The organism is Roseibium sp. HPY-6 (assembly GCF_040530035.1).
Taxonomy (GTDB): domain Bacteria; phylum Pseudomonadota; class Alphaproteobacteria; order Rhizobiales; family Stappiaceae; genus Roseibium.
Genome location: NZ_JBEWCD010000002.1, coordinates 643,044 through 658,785, shown reverse-complemented (window position 1 = coordinate 658,785; position 15,742 = coordinate 643,044). Strand labels below are relative to the sequence as shown.

General features: G+C 56.8%; 13 protein-coding genes. 11 read left to right on the top strand and 2 right to left on the bottom strand.

From position 1 onward, the window contains the following. Nucleotides 1–104: 104 nt before the first annotated feature. The gene (locus ABVF61_RS14445) at nt 105–761 is read right to left on the bottom strand and encodes a GntR family transcriptional regulator (protein ID WP_353994246.1); all 657 of its coding nucleotides are present in this window, start codon (nt 759–761) and stop codon (nt 105–107) included. Nucleotides 762–901: 140 nt separating this feature from the next. Here ABVF61_RS14445 and dctP point away from each other — a divergent pair, with 140 nt between their 5' ends. The 6 genes from dctP (at nt 902) to ABVF61_RS14415 (ending at nt 8,385) form a co-directional block, all read left to right on the top strand. Further along, entirely contained in the window at nt 902–1,888 is a 987-nt protein-coding gene (dctP, locus tag ABVF61_RS14440) for a TRAP transporter substrate-binding protein DctP (protein WP_353994245.1), read from the top strand. 67 nt (nt 1,889–1,955) lie between these two features. After that, on the top strand, nt 1,956–2,498 hold the full coding sequence (locus ABVF61_RS14435) for a TRAP transporter small permease (protein ID WP_353994244.1): 543 nt from the start codon (nt 1,956–1,958) through the stop codon (nt 2,496–2,498). A gap of 5 nt (nt 2,499–2,503) precedes the next feature. Next, nucleotides 2,504–3,820 carry a TRAP transporter large permease gene (locus ABVF61_RS14430; RefSeq protein ID WP_353994243.1) on the top strand — a complete coding sequence of 439 codons (1,317 nt, stop codon included), beginning with the start codon at nt 2,504–2,506 and terminating at the stop codon, nt 3,818–3,820. Next, nucleotides 3,817–5,085 carry a malonyl-CoA decarboxylase gene (locus tag ABVF61_RS14425; protein ID WP_353994242.1) on the top strand — a complete coding sequence of 423 codons (1,269 nt, stop codon included), beginning with the start codon at nt 3,817–3,819 and terminating at the stop codon, nt 5,083–5,085. The genes ABVF61_RS14430 and ABVF61_RS14425 overlap by 4 nt, the downstream gene beginning before the upstream one ends. Continuing rightward, on the top strand, nt 5,078–6,595 hold the full coding sequence (locus ABVF61_RS14420; protein ID WP_353994241.1) for a malonate--CoA ligase: 1,518 nt from the start codon (nt 5,078–5,080) through the stop codon (nt 6,593–6,595). Before ABVF61_RS14425 ends, ABVF61_RS14420 begins: the two co-directional genes overlap by 8 nt. Nucleotides 6,596–6,873: 278 nt before the next feature. Continuing rightward, nucleotides 6,874–8,385 (top strand): ABC-F family ATP-binding cassette domain-containing protein, encoded by a 1,512-nt coding sequence (locus ABVF61_RS14415; protein WP_353994240.1) that lies wholly within the window; start codon nt 6,874–6,876, stop codon nt 8,383–8,385. 12 nt (nt 8,386–8,397) lie between these two features. On the opposite strand, the gene ABVF61_RS14410 is transcribed toward ABVF61_RS14415, so the two are convergent. After that, on the bottom strand, nt 8,398–9,060 hold the full coding sequence (locus tag ABVF61_RS14410; RefSeq protein WP_353994239.1) for a L,D-transpeptidase: 663 nt from the start codon (nt 9,058–9,060) through the stop codon (nt 8,398–8,400). A gap of 337 nt (nt 9,061–9,397) precedes the next feature. On the opposite strand from ABVF61_RS14410, the gene ABVF61_RS14405 reads away from it, so the two are divergent. The 5 genes from ABVF61_RS14405 to ABVF61_RS14385 all read left to right on the top strand — a co-directional run bounded on the left by ABVF61_RS14405 (nt 9,398) and on the right by ABVF61_RS14385 (nt 15,727). Beyond that, nucleotides 9,398–9,730 carry an SMR family transporter gene (locus ABVF61_RS14405; RefSeq protein WP_502950000.1) on the top strand — a complete coding sequence of 111 codons (333 nt, stop codon included), beginning with the start codon at nt 9,398–9,400 and terminating at the stop codon, nt 9,728–9,730. A gap of 128 nt (nt 9,731–9,858) precedes the next feature. Beyond that, complete coding sequence (locus ABVF61_RS14400) at nt 9,859–11,799, top strand: multiheme c-type cytochrome (protein WP_353994237.1); 1,941 nt, start codon at nt 9,859–9,861, stop codon at nt 11,797–11,799. 207 nt (nt 11,800–12,006) lie between these two features. After that, entirely contained in the window at nt 12,007–13,611 is a 1,605-nt protein-coding gene (locus tag ABVF61_RS14395; protein WP_502949965.1) for an arylsulfatase, read from the top strand. Between the two features lie 85 nt (nt 13,612–13,696). Continuing rightward, entirely contained in the window at nt 13,697–14,674 is a 978-nt protein-coding gene (locus tag ABVF61_RS14390; protein ID WP_353994236.1) for an HAD family hydrolase, read from the top strand. 57 nt (nt 14,675–14,731) lie between these two features. Further along, nucleotides 14,732–15,727 (top strand): AAA family ATPase, encoded by a 996-nt coding sequence (locus tag ABVF61_RS14385; RefSeq protein WP_353994235.1) that lies wholly within the window; start codon nt 14,732–14,734, stop codon nt 15,725–15,727. Nucleotides 15,728–15,742 lie beyond the last annotated feature (15 nt).

The window sequence follows — 15,742 nt, the reverse complement described above, 5'->3', positions numbered from 1 at the left end:
ACTTTGCTTTTCTTTCGCGGTTTAGTTCTTTTCCAGATAAGGCTTCCAGTCACTGGAAGGTCAATCGGAAAAACCACGTAGTCGGCTCAGTACCGTCTCACAAATCAAACAGCTTCGCGTTTGAGGCTGGCCATCAGATTGTGGAATTTTTCACCCTGCACGGCGACATGATTGCGCAACGCATTGGCCGCTTGCTCCGGCTCCCCGCGCGCCAGCGCGTCGACAATTGCTTCGTGCTCAGCCATTGACTGGGCCATGCGGCCTCTGAATTTCAGCTGTTGACGCCGAAAAGGTTTCAGGCGCTTGTGCAGTTTTGCCGCTTCCTGCTCCAGAAAGCTGTTGCCGGATTGGCGGTAGATCGTTTTGTGAAAACGCTCGTTTTCGATGTAATAACCATCGGTATCCTTCTCTTCGACAGCCATCTGGCAACGGGCATTCGCGTCCCGAAGCTCTTCAATTGCAGCATCGGAAATCCTGCGTGCAGCCAAACGGCCGCATACGGCTTCCAACTCCGCCATGACCTCGAACATTTCCATCAGCTCGATTGGCCCCGGTTGACGTACGAATGCTCCCCGGCGCGGAACGAGTTCGACCAGACCTGATAGCGCCAAGCGCTGGAATGCCTCGCGCAACGGTGTGCGGGAGACGCCGAACTTCTCGGCAAGGCGTACTTCGTCAAGACGGTCGCCGTCCTGAAAAACACCGCTAAAGATATGCTCTTCCAGCGTTTCAGCAATGTTGTCGGCGCGTCGTTGTTCCATAGCTTTCTTGTAGTTCGATCGCACATAAAACGCAAACTTGAGTTTTTTGTATACAAGATTATTGACTAAAAATACAGAACGCCCGTAAGCTGGAGGCGTCCAATCAGGCAGATGCCTACTGGACACTTCGGGAGGAAATTATGAAATCAATTATGAAAGGCGCGGTGGCAGCCCTTGCCATCATGAGCTCGGCAACGCTGGTTCAGGCGACAGAACTGCGTTTGTCGCACCAATGGTCCAACAAGGACGTCCGCCACCAGGTGGCGCAGATCGTGGCGGATGAGGTCGCTGCCGCAGATGTTGATCTTGAGATAAAGATCTTTGGCTCGAAATCCCTGTTCAAGCCGCGCGAGCAGTACAAGCCCCTCAGCCGCGGCCAGCTCGACATGACTGTGTTTCCGTTGAGCTACGCCGGAGGTCAGCAGCCAGCCTATAACCTCACGCTAATGCCTGGGCTCGTAAAAAACCACGACCATGCGGCCCGTCTCAGCGACTCACCGTTCATGGATGCCCTTGAGGCAAAAATGGCTGACGATGACGTCATGGTTCTGGTCCACGGCTATCTGGCCGGAGGATTTGCAGGAACCGACAAGTGCATCACCAGCCCCGATGACGTCAAAGGTCTGCAGACCCGCGCCGCAGGCAAATCCTTCGAACAGATGCTTGCCGGAGCAGGTGCGTCAATCGCCTCCATGGCCTCTTCGGAGATCTACAATGCGATGCAGACCGGCGTTCTGCAGGCCGCAAACACGTCGTCTTCGTCGTTCGTGTCCTACCGCATCTACGAACAGGTCAAATGCTATACACCTGCGGGCGAAGTTGCCCTCTGGTTCATGTATCAGCCACTCCTGATGAACAAATCGACCTTCGAAGGCCTGAATGAGGCGCAACAGAAGGCTCTTCTTGCGGGCGCCGAAAAGGCCGAAGCATTCTACCTCGCAGAAGCAAAGAAACAGGATGCGGCATCCGTCCAGGTCTTTGAAGAGGCCGGCGTTGAAATTGCGGAAATGAGCCCGGAAGATTTCGACGCCTGGCGTAAACTGGCAATGGAGACGTCTTACCAGAAGTTCGTTGAGGAAGTGCCGGACGGACAGGACCTGCTCGACAAGGCTCTTGCAGTAGAATAACGCACCAGCTGGCGGCCAATGGCCGCCATGCTTTTTCTTTCAATCCCGGACCTTGAGGGAGTCGGTAATGGCCGGCCAAAGCTCCGCTGTTGTCGCACGCACGGGAAACAATCCTTTCCTGCGTGCCGTCGCAGCTCTCTCAACCCTGGCAGGCTGGTGTGCGTCGGCCATGATCGTTGCGGCCGTCGCAATCACCTGCCAGATGATCTTTGTGCGCTTCGTCCTCAACGGGTCCACAGTCTGGCAGACCGAGGCGGTGATCTACCTCGTGATCGCGGCGACCCTGATTGGACTGCCCTATGTTCAGCGCTTGCGCGGGCATGTGAATGTGGATCTCATTCCGCTTTCGCTCGGCCCCCGGGCCCGGTTCGCACTTGCCATGCTCACATCCTTGCTGTCGATCGTCATCGTTTCGATCATGCTGTGGTACGGCTTTGAATACTGGCATTTCGCCTGGGACCGGGGCTGGCGCTCCGACACGGTCTGGGGCGTCCGGCTGTGGATCCCTTACCTCTCCATCCCGATCGGCTTCGGCCTGCTCCTGCTTCAGCTGATCGCTGACCTTGTGGCCGTTCTGACCGGAACCGACAAACCGTTTGGACTGGAGTAACGGCGATGGATCCTCTTCTTCTCGGTGCAATCGTCGCCATCGCCACGATCCTGGTGCTCTTCTCCGGTGTCTCGGTCGCCATCGGGCTGCTGATCGTTTCCGCTGGTTTCCTGATCATCTTCGACGGCCCCCGCTCGTTGGAGCTCATGCCTGAAATCCTGTTCGGCAAGCTCGATAATTTCGCGCTTCTGTCGATCCCCATGTTCATCATCATGGGCGCATCGATCGCATCGACACGCGCAGGTGCTGATCTCTACGAGGCGCTTGAAAGGTGGTTGACCCGGGTTCCGGGCGGACTGGTCGTCTCGAACCTCGGTGCATGTGCCCTCTTCGCGGCCATGTCCGGCTCGTCGCCGGCGACATGCGCCGCCATCGGCAAGATGGGCATTCCGGAAATGCGCAAGCGCGGCTACCCGGACGGCGTCGCTGCCGGGTCCATCGCCGCAGGCGGCACGCTCGGCATTCTGATCCCGCCCTCCGTCACGATGATCGTCTATGGCATCGCGACAGAAACGTCGATCGGCCGTCTGTTTCTCGCTGGTGTCATACCAGGCTTGCTCTTGGTGGGCCTGTTCATGGCCTGGTCGCTTTACTCGACCTGGCGTTCGGGCGAAGGCGGACGATTGAGTTCAGGCAGCTACAGCTGGGGGGAGCGGCTTGAAATCCTGCCGCGCGTTCTGCCCTTCATCGCCATTATCCTGGGTGTGCTCTATGCCATGTATGGCGGTGTTGCGACACCGTCGGAAACGGCAGCGGTCGGGGCGCTCCTTTGCCTCCTGATCGCGATGATCATTTACAAGCTCTGGCAACCGCAGGCACTTTGGGTGGTCCTGCGCGACAGCACCAAGGAATCGGTGATGATCCTCTTCATCATCGCTGCTGCCGGTGTTTTCTCCTACATGCTCAGCTCCCTTTTCATCACGCAATCGATCGCGGAATGGATCGGTACGCTCGATGTCAATCGCTGGGTCCTGATGGGTGCCGTCAACATCTTCCTGCTGATCGCCGGCTTCTTCCTGCCGCCGGTCGCCGTGATCCTGATGGCAGCGCCAATCCTGCTTCCGATCATCACGACAGCCGGTTTCGACCCCATCTGGTTTGCCGTCGTTTTGACGATCAATATGGAAATCGGGCTGATATCTCCACCAGTCGGGCTGAACCTTTATGTCATCAACGGTATAGCCCCGGACATCTCCCTGAAAACGATCCTGACTGGATCCTTGCCATTCGTTGGATGCATGGTGCTTGCGATCATTCTACTTTGCATCTTTCCAGAGCTGGCGACCTGGCTTCCAGACGTTGTCATGGGCCGAGCCGTATGACCCTGCTCGCCGACCTGCTTGCCACCGTCTTCGAGCGCCGTTACCGGCAACCGGCCCGTCATCTGCGAAACGACAGGCCGCTTGAGGAACTGGCGAGCGATCTGGTCGGCTCTGCGGGCGAAACCACAGGGCTCGCACTCGCACAGGATATCCTGTCGGGTTACGAAAACCTGGACGATGAGGAAAAGCTCACCTTCTTCCGCAACATTGCCGGCCGGCTCAATATCAACCCGGAGAAGGTAAGAAGTGCTCTGGACGCCTATGAGGGACGCCCTTCCAAGGCAACATACCGGGATTTCATGATTGCCGCAGAACCACGCAGGCAGGAGCTTTTCCGGCGTTTGAACAAGGTGCCGGGCGCAACCGGAACCCTGGTCAACATGAGGGCGGACCTTTTGCGGCTCGGCAATGCCGACCCGGAACTTGATGCACTCGATCTCGACTTGCGACACCTATTTTCGTCCTGGTTCAACAGGGGATTTCTGGTTCTAAGGCCGATCAACTGGGAAAGCCCGGCTCATATCCTTGAAAAAATCATCGCCTATGAAGCCGTCCATGCCATTCACAGCTGGGACGATCTTCGACGGCGCCTGGAACCGGCGGACAGGCGCTGTTTTGCGTTCTTTCATCCATCCATGCCGGATGAACCGTTGATCTTTGTCGAGGTCGCCTTGATGAAAGGTATCGCAAGTTCCATCCAAACGCTCCTGGCCGAAGACCGCGATGCGCATGCGGCTGAAGACGCGGATACAGCTATATTCTATTCGATCTCCAATTGTCAGGCGGGATTGGCGAGCATCTCCTTTGGAAATTCACTGATAAAGCAGGTCGCCTCGGATCTGTCCGCAGAACTTGCCCGGCTGAAGACTTTCGCAACCCTGTCGCCAATTCCGGGACTGGCGAAATGGCTTGACCTGGAAGGTATTGATTGGGGCCCCGCCACACCGGAGGAGATGAAAGCGGTAGCTGCGCACTATCTCCTGACCGCTAAATCACTTGGCGGCCAGCCGTTCGACCCGGTTGCCCGGTTTCATCTCGGTAACGGCGCAATTGTCCATGCAGTCCACGCGAACGCCGATGTATCGGACAAGGGGCGCGAACAATCCGGTGGAGCGATGGTGAATTACCTTTACGACCTTACAAAAGTCGCCCAGAACCACGAAAATTTTGCAACGACACAGGAAGTGGTGGCCACAGACGCGGTCAAATCACTTGCCAGGCCCGCTGCGCTCGATCAGATAAGAAAAGGTAACACAGATGCCTAACCCGCTTTTCGACAAGCTTTTCGGCGTTCATGCTGGCAAAACATTGCCATTTCTCCGTCTTTTAGATGGTCAGATAGTCACGTTTCAGGACTTCCTGGCGAAAACGGCACGGATCGCAAATGCCCTGAGCTCTTTCGGGCTGGTGGCGGGTGACCGCGTGGCCGCCCAGGTGGAGAAGTCTCCCGAGACCCTCGCTCTCTATGCAGCCTGTGCACAGGCAGGTCTCGTGTTCTTGCCGCTCAACACGGCCTATACGGTCGATGAACTGACCTATTTCATCGAAAACAGCGGTGCTTCGCTTGTGGTCTGCGACGCCAGAAGCGTCGAAGAGCTTGCTCCGGTAGCAGAGCATCTGGGCGCAAAGCTTGAAACACAAAATGCTGACGGTGGCGGCTCCTTGAGCGAAAAGGCGGCCGGTATGCCAACGGTTTTTTCGACCGTGGACAGGACCGGTGAAGACCTTGCCGCGTTTCTTTATACGTCCGGCACCACGGGCCGTTCCAAGGGCGCCATGCTGACGCAAAACAACCTGTTGTCGAATGCCGAAACCCTTGTGAATGAATGGCGTTTTACCGAACAGGACGTTCTCCTGCACGCGCTGCCCATCTTCCACACCCACGGGCTTTTTGTTGCGACCAATGTGACGCTGGCCGCCGGTGGAAGCATGATCTTTTTGCCGAAGTTCGATCTGGACGAACTCATTGAGCATATGCCTCAAGCTACGTCGATGATGGGTGTCCCGACATTCTATTCGCGCCTTCTCCATGATCCGAGGTTCACGGAAGAACTAGCTTCGCACATGCGTCTTTTCGTTTCCGGATCTGCACCGCTCCTGGCGGAAACGCATGTTCAGTTCGAAGAACGCACAGGTCACCGGATCCTCGAACGTTACGGCATGACCGAAACCAACATGAACACGTCCAATCCCTATGACGGCGAACGGCGTGCCGGAACAGTCGGCTTTCCCTTGCCGGGTGTCGAACTCAAAATCACGGACCCGGAAAGCGGGGCAACATTGCCTCAAGGTGATATCGGCCAGATCGAAGTGCGCGGCCCCAATGTCTTCAAGGGGTATTGGCAAATGCCGGAAAAAACCGCTGCAGAGCTGCGTGCAGACGGGTTCTTCATTACCGGGGATCTGGGCCGAATAGACGAAGACGGCTACGTCCACATTGTCGGGCGCAACAAGGATCTCATCATCTCCGGCGGCTATAACATTTATCCCAAGGAGATCGAGCTTGTGCTCGATGACCAGCCGGGCGTTCTGGAAAGTGCCGTAATCGGCGTTCCGCATCCGGATTTCGGTGAAACTGTCCTTGGCGTTCTGGTGCCGGAAAAGGAAGCGGCACCGGATCTTGATACAATCCAGGATGCTGTGAAGGCCCATCTTGCCCGGTTCAAGCATCCGAGAAAACTCATCGTCCTTGATGAATTGCCTCGCAACACAATGGGCAAGGTGCAGAAAAATGTCCTGAGAGACGCCTACAAGGATATGTTCGCGCTGGCTTGATCGGCGATCAGTCCGCGCGTCCAACGGTATCATCAACCCCAATCGCTTTTCGAAGCGATTGACTTGGTGAAGCGCGCAGACTAGCATTCGGCATCAATTTCACATGTACCGAGGGAGGATCAAAATGACGTTTTTTAGATATCATGATCGAACCCGCGGTCCCGTCCAGGCCCTGCAAACGCGTTTGTAGGGCTGATCGTAGGACACCAACAAGTCACGACGATCTGCCCAGAAGGCAGCCAAAACGGCTGCGTCTCCCGGTTTGAAAGTTGTGCCACATGTCTTTGATCAATCTGCGCAATCTTGGCGTTTTTCTCTCTGCACCCCTGTTTGAAAACCTGAATCTTTCCCTTGGAAAGACCGACCGGATTGGCCTTGTCGCCGCCAACGGCACCGGCAAATCCACGCTGTTGCGCGTTATCGCCGGCGAGGCCGAGCCAACCCATGGCGACATCACAACCATGCGCGGCCTTAAGACAGCATTAGTCAGCCAGGATGTTCCGGACGGCCTAATGCAGCTCACGTTCTATGAGGCGGTTCTGTCCGCACTGGATAGCGAGCAGGCTGACAGCGAAAGCTGGCGTGTCGACATTGTTCTTCATGACCTCCAGGTTCCCGAAGATCTCTGGCAGCGGCCATTGCGCAATCTTTCGGGCGGCTGGCAAAGAGTGGCGCTGCTGGCGCGCGCATGGGTCGGAGACCCGGATGTTCTCCTGATGGATGAACCGACGAACCACCTCGACCTGAACCGCATCGGCGTGCTTCAAAACTGGCTCTCGATCGTTGCACGCGGAACGCCGATGATTGTCGCCAGCCACGACCGGGCATTTCTCGATACCGTTACGACCCGAACGCTTTTTCTGCGGCGTGAACAGCCGGTTTTGTTCGACCTTCCCTATTCCAGTGCGCGGCAATCTCTTGCAGAGCAGGACAGTGCAACCGCCAGGCGTTTTGAGAACGAGCTTGCGAAGGCAAATCAGCTCCGCCGGAAGGCCGCAAAGCTGAAAAACATCGGCACCAATTCCGGCTCCGATCTGCTGCTCAACAAAACCAAACAGCTGAAGGAAAGAGCCCAGAAAATCGAAGACGCAGCCCGGCCCGCCGAAGCGCAGCGCTCTGCAGGGAAAATCCGTTTGGACACATCCACGGCACATGCCAAAGCGCTGGTCACGATCGCCGAAGGCGGTGTCGGCCTCCCGAACGGACATTCCTTGTTTCGTCTCCCCAGGCTCTGGATCAACCCCGGTGACCGGGTTGTCGTTCTGGGTGCAAATGGCGCCGGCAAATCCAGACTGCTGTCGCAGGTCATTTCGTCACTGCAAGAGGACTTGGACAGCATTCGTGTTGCACTTTCGGCCATACCAGGGGTCTCCGATCAGTCGCTGTCCCAGCTCGACACGTTCAAGACCCCATTGCATGCCGTGACACACTCGTCGAACGTCGGCGACCAGAGGGCGCGCGCGTTGCTGGCGGAGGCCGGTCTTCACATTGACCTCCAGGAAAGACCGATGACCGTTCTCTCCGGGGGCCAGCGCAGCCGTCTCGCCATGCTATTGTTGCGGCTTAAAAAGCCCAACCTCTACATTCTGGACGAACCAACCAACCATCTCGACATCGACGGCCAGGAAGCCCTTGAACACGAACTCCTCCGTAAAGAGACAACCGCGCTGCTTGTCAGTCACGACCGGACGTTCGTGCGCAATGTCGGTTCGCGTTTCTGGCTCGTCGAAGACAAGAAACTGCACGAAGTCGAAACGCCGGAAGCGTTTTTTGAAAAACAGCTCGGATAGCCTCTGAGGCGATCAGCTCAGCACGACCACCGTCGTACCGAGCGGCACGCGGTCATAAAGATCGATGATGTCCTGGTGCCACATGCGGATACATCCGCTCGAGGCATTGGTCCCGATGCTGCTCGGCTGGTTGGTGCTGTGAATTCGGTAGAGCGTATCCTTGTTGCCCTGCCACAGATAGAGGCCGCGCGCGCCGATCGGATTGCGTGGTCCACCCTCCTGGCCATCCCGGTATTTTTCCAGGCTCGGATCCCGCTCGATCATTTCGTCGGGCGGGAACCACTTCGGCCACTCGCGCTTGAAGCGTATGACCGCCTCGCCGCTCCAGGCAAAACCGGCCCTGCCGACACCGATTCCATAGCGGATCGCCCGTCCGCCGGGCTGGACCAGGTAGAGGAACTTTTTCCGCGGATCGACAACGATCGTTCCAGCCGGATAGCGGGTCGGGTAAAAAACTGTCTGACGCAGATATTTCGGGTCGAACGCCTGATAATCGATCCCGGGAAGGGAAAACCCACCGTCCCGAACGGGTGCGTAAGCTGATGCGTAGTTGGGGGTTCCGTCGGCAAGCGGGGTCAAACCTGCCTGAACCGTCGACTTCTGCTGCCCCTGACAGGCGGCCAGAAGCAGTGGCGCTCCGAAAACCAGATACCGCCGGCTCAGTCCTGTCTTCATTTCCCGATCCCCTGCAATTTGCTCAATCAATTATGTTTCAAAATGTGCCCAAGCCGCCGCTGCAACCAACCCGGCTGCGCGCCGTCAGCGCGGATCAGATCCGGCACAACCCGACTCAAGCCAACATTATTATGGTAAACGGCAAATTAATGACCTCTTCAAGTGTTTGAGACTTCAACTTCGCGTTCTTGACCCACATCTGCTTCTTCTGAACATTGAACACAGGCCCCAGGAAGGTTTGACACGAGCTGCAAATCAGTCCCCTCTGGAGCGTGTTCGAAAGCGCAAAACGCATTAATAAAGACCCTTTAAAGAGCCGACCATGACAACAAGCCCGATGGCTACATATTTTTTCCTGGGGGCTGCAATTGTTGCCGAGGTTGTTGCAACGTCAGCGCTTGCAAAGACGGAGAACTTTACCCGTCTTGTACCCTCACTGATTACCGTGGTCGGATATGCCGTCTCCTTCTGGCTGCTGTCCTTTCCGATCCGGGTCCTGCCGACCGGGATCGTCTACGCCATCTGGTCAGGTGCCGGTATCGTGCTGATCACAATGGTCGCCTGGCTCGCCTTCGACCAGAAACTCGATTTGCCGGCCATTCTAGGTCTTGGCCTGATTGTCGCCGGTGTTGTGATTATCAACATGTTCTCGAAATCCGTCGCTCACTAGCAGGCCTCAAACGCCAGGGCCCAAATGCAATCTTGCTCGACCGGGCCGCGTTGAGTACGCTTACCAAGTGAAGCTTGTTTGCGCGCGCTGCTTTGGAAGCTGCCGCGCACAAGAAAGGGCGGGCGCGGATGCACAGACACTTGCTGCTTTTCGCTTTCGCTTGTTTCCTCACCTTTGGTACGCAGCAGCATCCTTTTGCGCAGACAGCGCCCGGTTATGCCGGCTCTCAAGCCTGCAAGGCCTGTCACAGTCAAGAATTCTCGAACTGGCAGTCGAGTCACCATGCCAAGGCCTGGACGCTGCCCACGCAGGACACCGTCAAAGGTGATTTCGAGAATGCGGAGTTCGCACACCAAGGCAGAACAACCAGGTTCTTTCGTGAAGGCGACGGCTATTTCATTGAAACAACCGACATCTCCGACGGGACGAAGGTTCTGGAGGTCATCGGTGTCGCCGGCATCGAACCTCTGCAGCAGTATCTGGTTGATACCGGCAGCGGGCATGTTCAATCTTTTGATGTCGTTTGGGACCGGCAAAAAGAACGCTGGTATCACCTTTATCCGGAACAGGACCTCCCTCCAGGAGATGGTTTCCACTGGACCGGTCCTTACAAAAACTGGAACGCGCGCTGTGCGGAATGTCACGCGACCGGATTTGAAAAGAACTATGATCCCCGCACACGATCCTATAGCAGCGTGCATGCCGAAATAGGCGTCGGATGCGAGGCATGCCATGGCCCGTCGGAAGCACATGTCGGTAGGCACAGTACTCCGGAGACTTATGACCCCAACGCCTATGCCGGAACGGATGAAAACGGGTTTCTGTTTCGTTTTTCTCCTGCGGGCGCTCAAACGGAAATTCAGCAATGCGCCGGCTGCCATTCACGGCGCGAGCCCTTCCAGGACGGCAATCCGGTTCCTGGGACCGGTTTTCATGATGCCTATCGCCTCGCGTTGCTGCGTGAGGGACTTTACCACGCCGACGGCCAGATCCTGGACGAGGTCTACGTATACGGGTCCTTTTTGCAGTCGAAGATGCACGAAAAGGGTGTTCGGTGTTCCGATTGCCACGAACCGCACAGTGGTAATCTGATTTCCGAGGGCAACGCCGTTTGCACGCAATGCCACTCCGAGGCCGGAAACCCGCGCTTCCCCTCGCTTGCACTCAAGACATATGACGATCCTGCGCACCATTTCCATGCACAGGGCACGGAAGGAGCATCATGTGTGGCCTGCCACATGATTGAGCGCACTTACATGGGGGTTGACGGTCGGCGGGACCATTCCTTTCGTATTCCACGGCCAGATCTTACTGCTCGAATCGAAACACCAAACGCCTGCAACGATTGCCATATCGACAAGGCCCCTGACTGGGCCGCAGACGTGCTGGAAAGCGCATTCCCGCAGAGCGCGCACCGCAAGCCGCATTTTTCCGAGGTGTTTGAAAGGGCGAGAACCGGCGGTAGCGGTCTTGGTGCCGATCTGGCAAAAATTGGGCTCCACAAGGACTTTCCAGGAATTGTCCGGGCCTCGGCGCTCGACCTGCTGCGAAGCCGTGCCTCAATGGAAGACCTCGACAGGATCACGGTTCTTTTAAGCGACCCGGACCCGCTTGTGCGTGCCGCCGCAGTGCGCCTGCAGGCGTTCCGCCCGGCGCCGGATCGCGCCGAAGCGCTGGAAAAAACACTCACAGATCCGGTGAAGTCCGTCCGGCTTTCAGCTGCCCGGGTGATGCTTGGCGTGCCGGTTCAGGATGAGACGCTGAGTCAACACGTGCAACGGGGAATGCAGGAGTGGCAACGGTCGCTGTCCGCGAGGCTCGATTTTCCGGAGACCCATATGGTCATTGGCGGAACTGCGCTGACGCTGAGAAATCCCCGCGCGGCCGTGAACGCGTTTCAGGAAGCCACAAATCTCGACCCCCAACTCGCCGAAGCCTGGGTCATGCAGGTGCGCTTACATCTGGCTGCAAACGACTACGCATCTGCTGAATTCACACTGCAAAAAGCGCTTAACAATATTCCCGACAATCCGGAATTACTTCAACTAAAACGTCAGTTTAGTCAGTAGTAATTACAATGAAAATTTATTCGAATTTGGCTTAATACGAACGCACTGGTATTTTCAGCAAACAAAAAGCTGACCCCATGTCAAAAAAGCCAGTTAGGGCTGTTGACGCTGCGGTAAATTCGTCCTCTGATTGAGACGCCTCTAACCAAACTATTGGGATGCTTTACCTTTTGGTATGCGCCTAAATAATCTGGGACGAACAAAGCCATGACATTTGGATTAAGATTCTCTGTGCGAAAGCTCGCCGTTGGCGCAATCGGAGCGCTTGCACTGGCGAGTGCGATGCCGGCTTTTGCGCAAACCGGCGAAAAACCCAATATCCTTGTGATTTGGGGAGATGACGTCGGACAATCGAACATCTCCGCCTACACGATGGGCCTGATGGGTTACCGGACGCCGAACATCGACCGTGTCGCCAATGAAGGCATGATTTTCACAGACTATTACGGTGAACAATCATGCACCGCAGGCCGTTCGTCCTACATCATGGGCCAAAGCGTCTTCCGGACAGGATTGTCCAAAGTCGGACTGCCGGGCGCTGATCTGGGCATGCAGGAAGAAGATCCGACAATTGCCGGATTGCTGAAGGCCCAGGGATACGTCACGGGCCAGTTCGGCAAGAACCATCTTGGCGACAAGGACGAACACCTGCCGACCAATCACGGCTTCGATGAGTTTTTCGGAAATCTCTACCACCTCAACGCGGAAGAAGAACCGGAAAACGCCGACTATCCCGGCGATACCGTGATGCCGGACGGCAGGACGTTCCGGGAGACATATGGGCCCCGTGGCGTCATCAAATCGTCTGCGGACGGTTCCATCGAGGACACGGGACCGCTGACCAAAAAGCGCATGGAAACGGTTGACGAGGAAACGGTTGCCGCGGCGATCGATTTCATTCGCCGTGCGCATGACCAGAACCAGCCCTTCTATGTCTGGTGGAACGGAACGCGTATGCATTTCAGGACCCACGTGAAGCCTGAAATGATGGACCAGGCCAAGGAGATCACCGGCCATAACGTCGATGAATATACGGCAGGCATGATCGAACACGACCTGCATGTCGGCCAGCTTCTCGATCTTCTTGATGAACTCGGGATCGCCGACAACACCATCGTTCACTACTCGACCGACAATGGCCCGCACTACAACACCTGGCCGGATGCTGCCGCGACGCCGTTCTTTGGCGAGAAGAACACCAACTGGGAAGGCGGCTGGCGGGTACCATCCATGGTGCGCTGGCCCGGCCAGATCGAAGCCGGTGCCGTTTCGAACGAGATCATGCACCACATGGACTGGTTGCCAACCTATCTTGCAGCTGCAGGTGTCCCAGACATCAAGGAACAGCTGATAGAAGGCGGCGTCCAGGCGATCGGGCGTGAGTACAAGGTTCACCTGGACGGCTATAACTTCCTTCCTCACCTGCTCGGTGAAACAGATGCAGGTCCGCGCCGCGAAATCTTCTACTTCTCGGACGATGGCGACCTGACAGCGCTTCGCTACAACGACTGGAAGATGATCTTCATGGAACAGAAGGCCTATCAGACCTTCCGCGCCTGGATCGAACCTTTCACACCGCTGCGCGTGCCGCTGATCTTCAACCTGCGCCGGGACCCTTACGAGCGATCTTACAGAACGTCGAACACCTATTACGACTGGCTGATCGATCGCGCCTACCTGCTGGTTCCTGCGCAGCAATATGTGGGACAGTTCCTGGCGACATTCCAGGAGTTCCCGCCGCGCCAGAAAGCAGCGAGTTTCTCTCTTGACCAGGTCATGGAAAAGCTCTCGACGCCTGGCGGGGCGCAGTAAGAGCCCGTCTCCATGCGGCGGCGGAGCTTCTCCGCCGCCTTTTACGCCCGCTTCATAATCGCCTGCTTTCAGTCGAGTATTCCCAATGCGTAATGTTCTTTTCCTGGTCCTGTCTTTTGTCTGGATCGGGAACGTCCTGGCAGATCCGCTTCCGTCCTGGAACGAGGGTGGGACAAAAACCAGACTTCTCGAATTCGTCGAACGGGTGACCGACCCCGGATCACCCGATTTCGTGCCCATCCCCGCCCGGGTCGCCGTCTTCGACAACGACGGAACTCTCTGGGCGGAGCAACCGGTCTATTTTCAGTTTCTTTATGCGCTGGACCGGCTAGAGGAAATCGCCGCGGCGGACCCTTCAGTGCTTAACAGCGTTGTTTTGAGGGCTGCCGCGCAAGGCGATCTGGAAACGGTTGCCAAGGCCGGCGAGGAAGGACTTCTGGAAGTCGTCATGGTGTCTCACTCCGGGATCAGTGTCGATGCCTTCCAGGCCGACGTTGCCAACTGGATGGAGACTGCCGTCCACCCGACCAAAGACATGCCGCTGAAACACATGACCTATCAGCCCATGCTGGAACTGTTGCGGTACCTGCGCGACGAAGGTTTCTCGACATATATCGTTTCGGGCGGCGGTATCCATTTCATGCGCGCCTTCGCCGAAGAAGCCTATGGCATTCCGCCTGAGCAGATCATCGGCAGCGCAGGAAAGACGCGTTACGAAGTTGTCGACGGCACGCCGACCATTTTGAAAGATCCCGAAATTGCTTTCATCGACGACAAGGCTGGAAAGCCCGTCGGCATCGATTCCAAGATCGGGCGCAAACCGATCCTCGTCGGCGGTAACTCGGACGGCGACTTTGAAATGCTCGAGTGGGCGACCTCCGGCGACGGTGCCCGGCTTGGCCTCATCGTTCACCATACCGATGCGGAGCGCGAATGGGCTTATGACCGGGACAGCCATATCGGCAAACTTGACAGAGGCCTGGACGAAGGACCGGCAAAGAACTGGCTCTTCGTGGACATGGCAAAGGACTGGAGCCGGGTCTGGAGCGGTTCTCCAAACTGACTGTGGCCAGAAAAGCCGCTCTTCTTAGTTAGGGTGGATATGAACTCGGGACACTTAATGCCAGGATCACTACAGCAAATTCAGGATCTCAAATCCCGCATCCAGCAATCGATAATCGGTCAGGAGGACGTCGTTGACCGCCTGATCATCGGCCTGCTGGCCAACGGCAACCTTCTGGTGGAAGGGTTGCCGGGCCTTGCGAAAACCCGCGCGATCAAGGCGCTGGCCAGAAACCTGGAAGCTGATTTCAGCCGAATTCAGTTCACGCCCGACCTTTTACCGTCGGATGTGACCGGGACGGAGGTCTATCACCAGTCCGGCGGGACTGGGACGTTCCGGTTCGAAAAAGGACCGATTTTCGCCAATATTGTCCTGGCGGATGAAATCAACAGGGCACCTGCGAAGGTTCAGGCGGCCTTGCTTGAAGCCATGGAAGAGCGGCAGGTCACCGTATCCGGCACGACGCACGTGATGGACCCGCTGTTCATGGTGATGGCAACGCAAAATCCCGTTGAACAGGAAGGAACCTATCCCCTGCCCGAGGCGCAGATGGATCGCTTCCTTATGCATGTTCTGATCACCTATCCGCCCGTGACGGACGAAGTGAAGGTTGTCGAACTTGTCAGAGCGGAAGAACAGGCTGCACTGACGTCCGGCTCTGAAGGGCACAAAGAGACTTCAGCCAACCCGCCTGTCCCCCAATCCGCTGTGTTCGAAGCACGGCATGATATCGCTGCTGTTCACGTCTCAGAGGCGCTGGTTCAATATATGGCCGATCTGGTTCAGGCTACCCGCACACCTGCGCACTACACAGACGAGCTCGGACGCTGGATTGAAATCGGCGCAAGTCCGCGGGCGTCGATTGCGCTTGATAAATGCGGCAGGACGCATGCCTGGCTCGCGGGCCGCGACTATGTGGATCCGCTCGATGTCCAGGCGATCATTCACGATGTCCTGAGACACAGGCTCACGCTCAGCTTCGAGGCGGAAGGAGACGGTGTGTCCCCCGATGACGTGATCGATGAAATCGTCAAGAATGTCGCCTTGACCTAGCCGGGCCTTAATTGG

Coding starts and splice junctions, on each gene's coding strand:
- ABVF61_RS14445 (WP_353994246.1), bottom strand. CDS start 761: ATGGAACAACGACGCGCCGACAACATTGCTGAAACGCTGGAAGAGCAT.
- dctP (WP_353994245.1), top strand. CDS start 902: ATGAAATCAATTATGAAAGGCGCGGTGGCAGCCCTTGCCATCATGAGC.
- ABVF61_RS14435 (WP_353994244.1), top strand. CDS start 1,956: ATGGCCGGCCAAAGCTCCGCTGTTGTCGCACGCACGGGAAACAATCCT.
- ABVF61_RS14430 (WP_353994243.1), top strand. CDS start 2,504: ATGGATCCTCTTCTTCTCGGTGCAATCGTCGCCATCGCCACGATCCTG.
- ABVF61_RS14425 (WP_353994242.1), top strand. CDS start 3,817: ATGACCCTGCTCGCCGACCTGCTTGCCACCGTCTTCGAGCGCCGTTAC.
- ABVF61_RS14420 (WP_353994241.1), top strand. CDS start 5,078: ATGCCTAACCCGCTTTTCGACAAGCTTTTCGGCGTTCATGCTGGCAAA.
- ABVF61_RS14415 (WP_353994240.1), top strand. CDS start 6,874: ATGTCTTTGATCAATCTGCGCAATCTTGGCGTTTTTCTCTCTGCACCC.
- ABVF61_RS14410 (WP_353994239.1), bottom strand. CDS start 9,060: ATGAAGACAGGACTGAGCCGGCGGTATCTGGTTTTCGGAGCGCCACTG.
- ABVF61_RS14405 (WP_502950000.1), top strand. CDS start 9,398: ATGGCTACATATTTTTTCCTGGGGGCTGCAATTGTTGCCGAGGTTGTT.
- ABVF61_RS14400 (WP_353994237.1), top strand. CDS start 9,859: ATGCACAGACACTTGCTGCTTTTCGCTTTCGCTTGTTTCCTCACCTTT.
- ABVF61_RS14395 (WP_502949965.1), top strand. CDS start 12,007: ATGACATTTGGATTAAGATTCTCTGTGCGAAAGCTCGCCGTTGGCGCA.
- ABVF61_RS14390 (WP_353994236.1), top strand. CDS start 13,697: ATGCGTAATGTTCTTTTCCTGGTCCTGTCTTTTGTCTGGATCGGGAAC.
- ABVF61_RS14385 (WP_353994235.1), top strand. CDS start 14,732: ATGCCAGGATCACTACAGCAAATTCAGGATCTCAAATCCCGCATCCAG.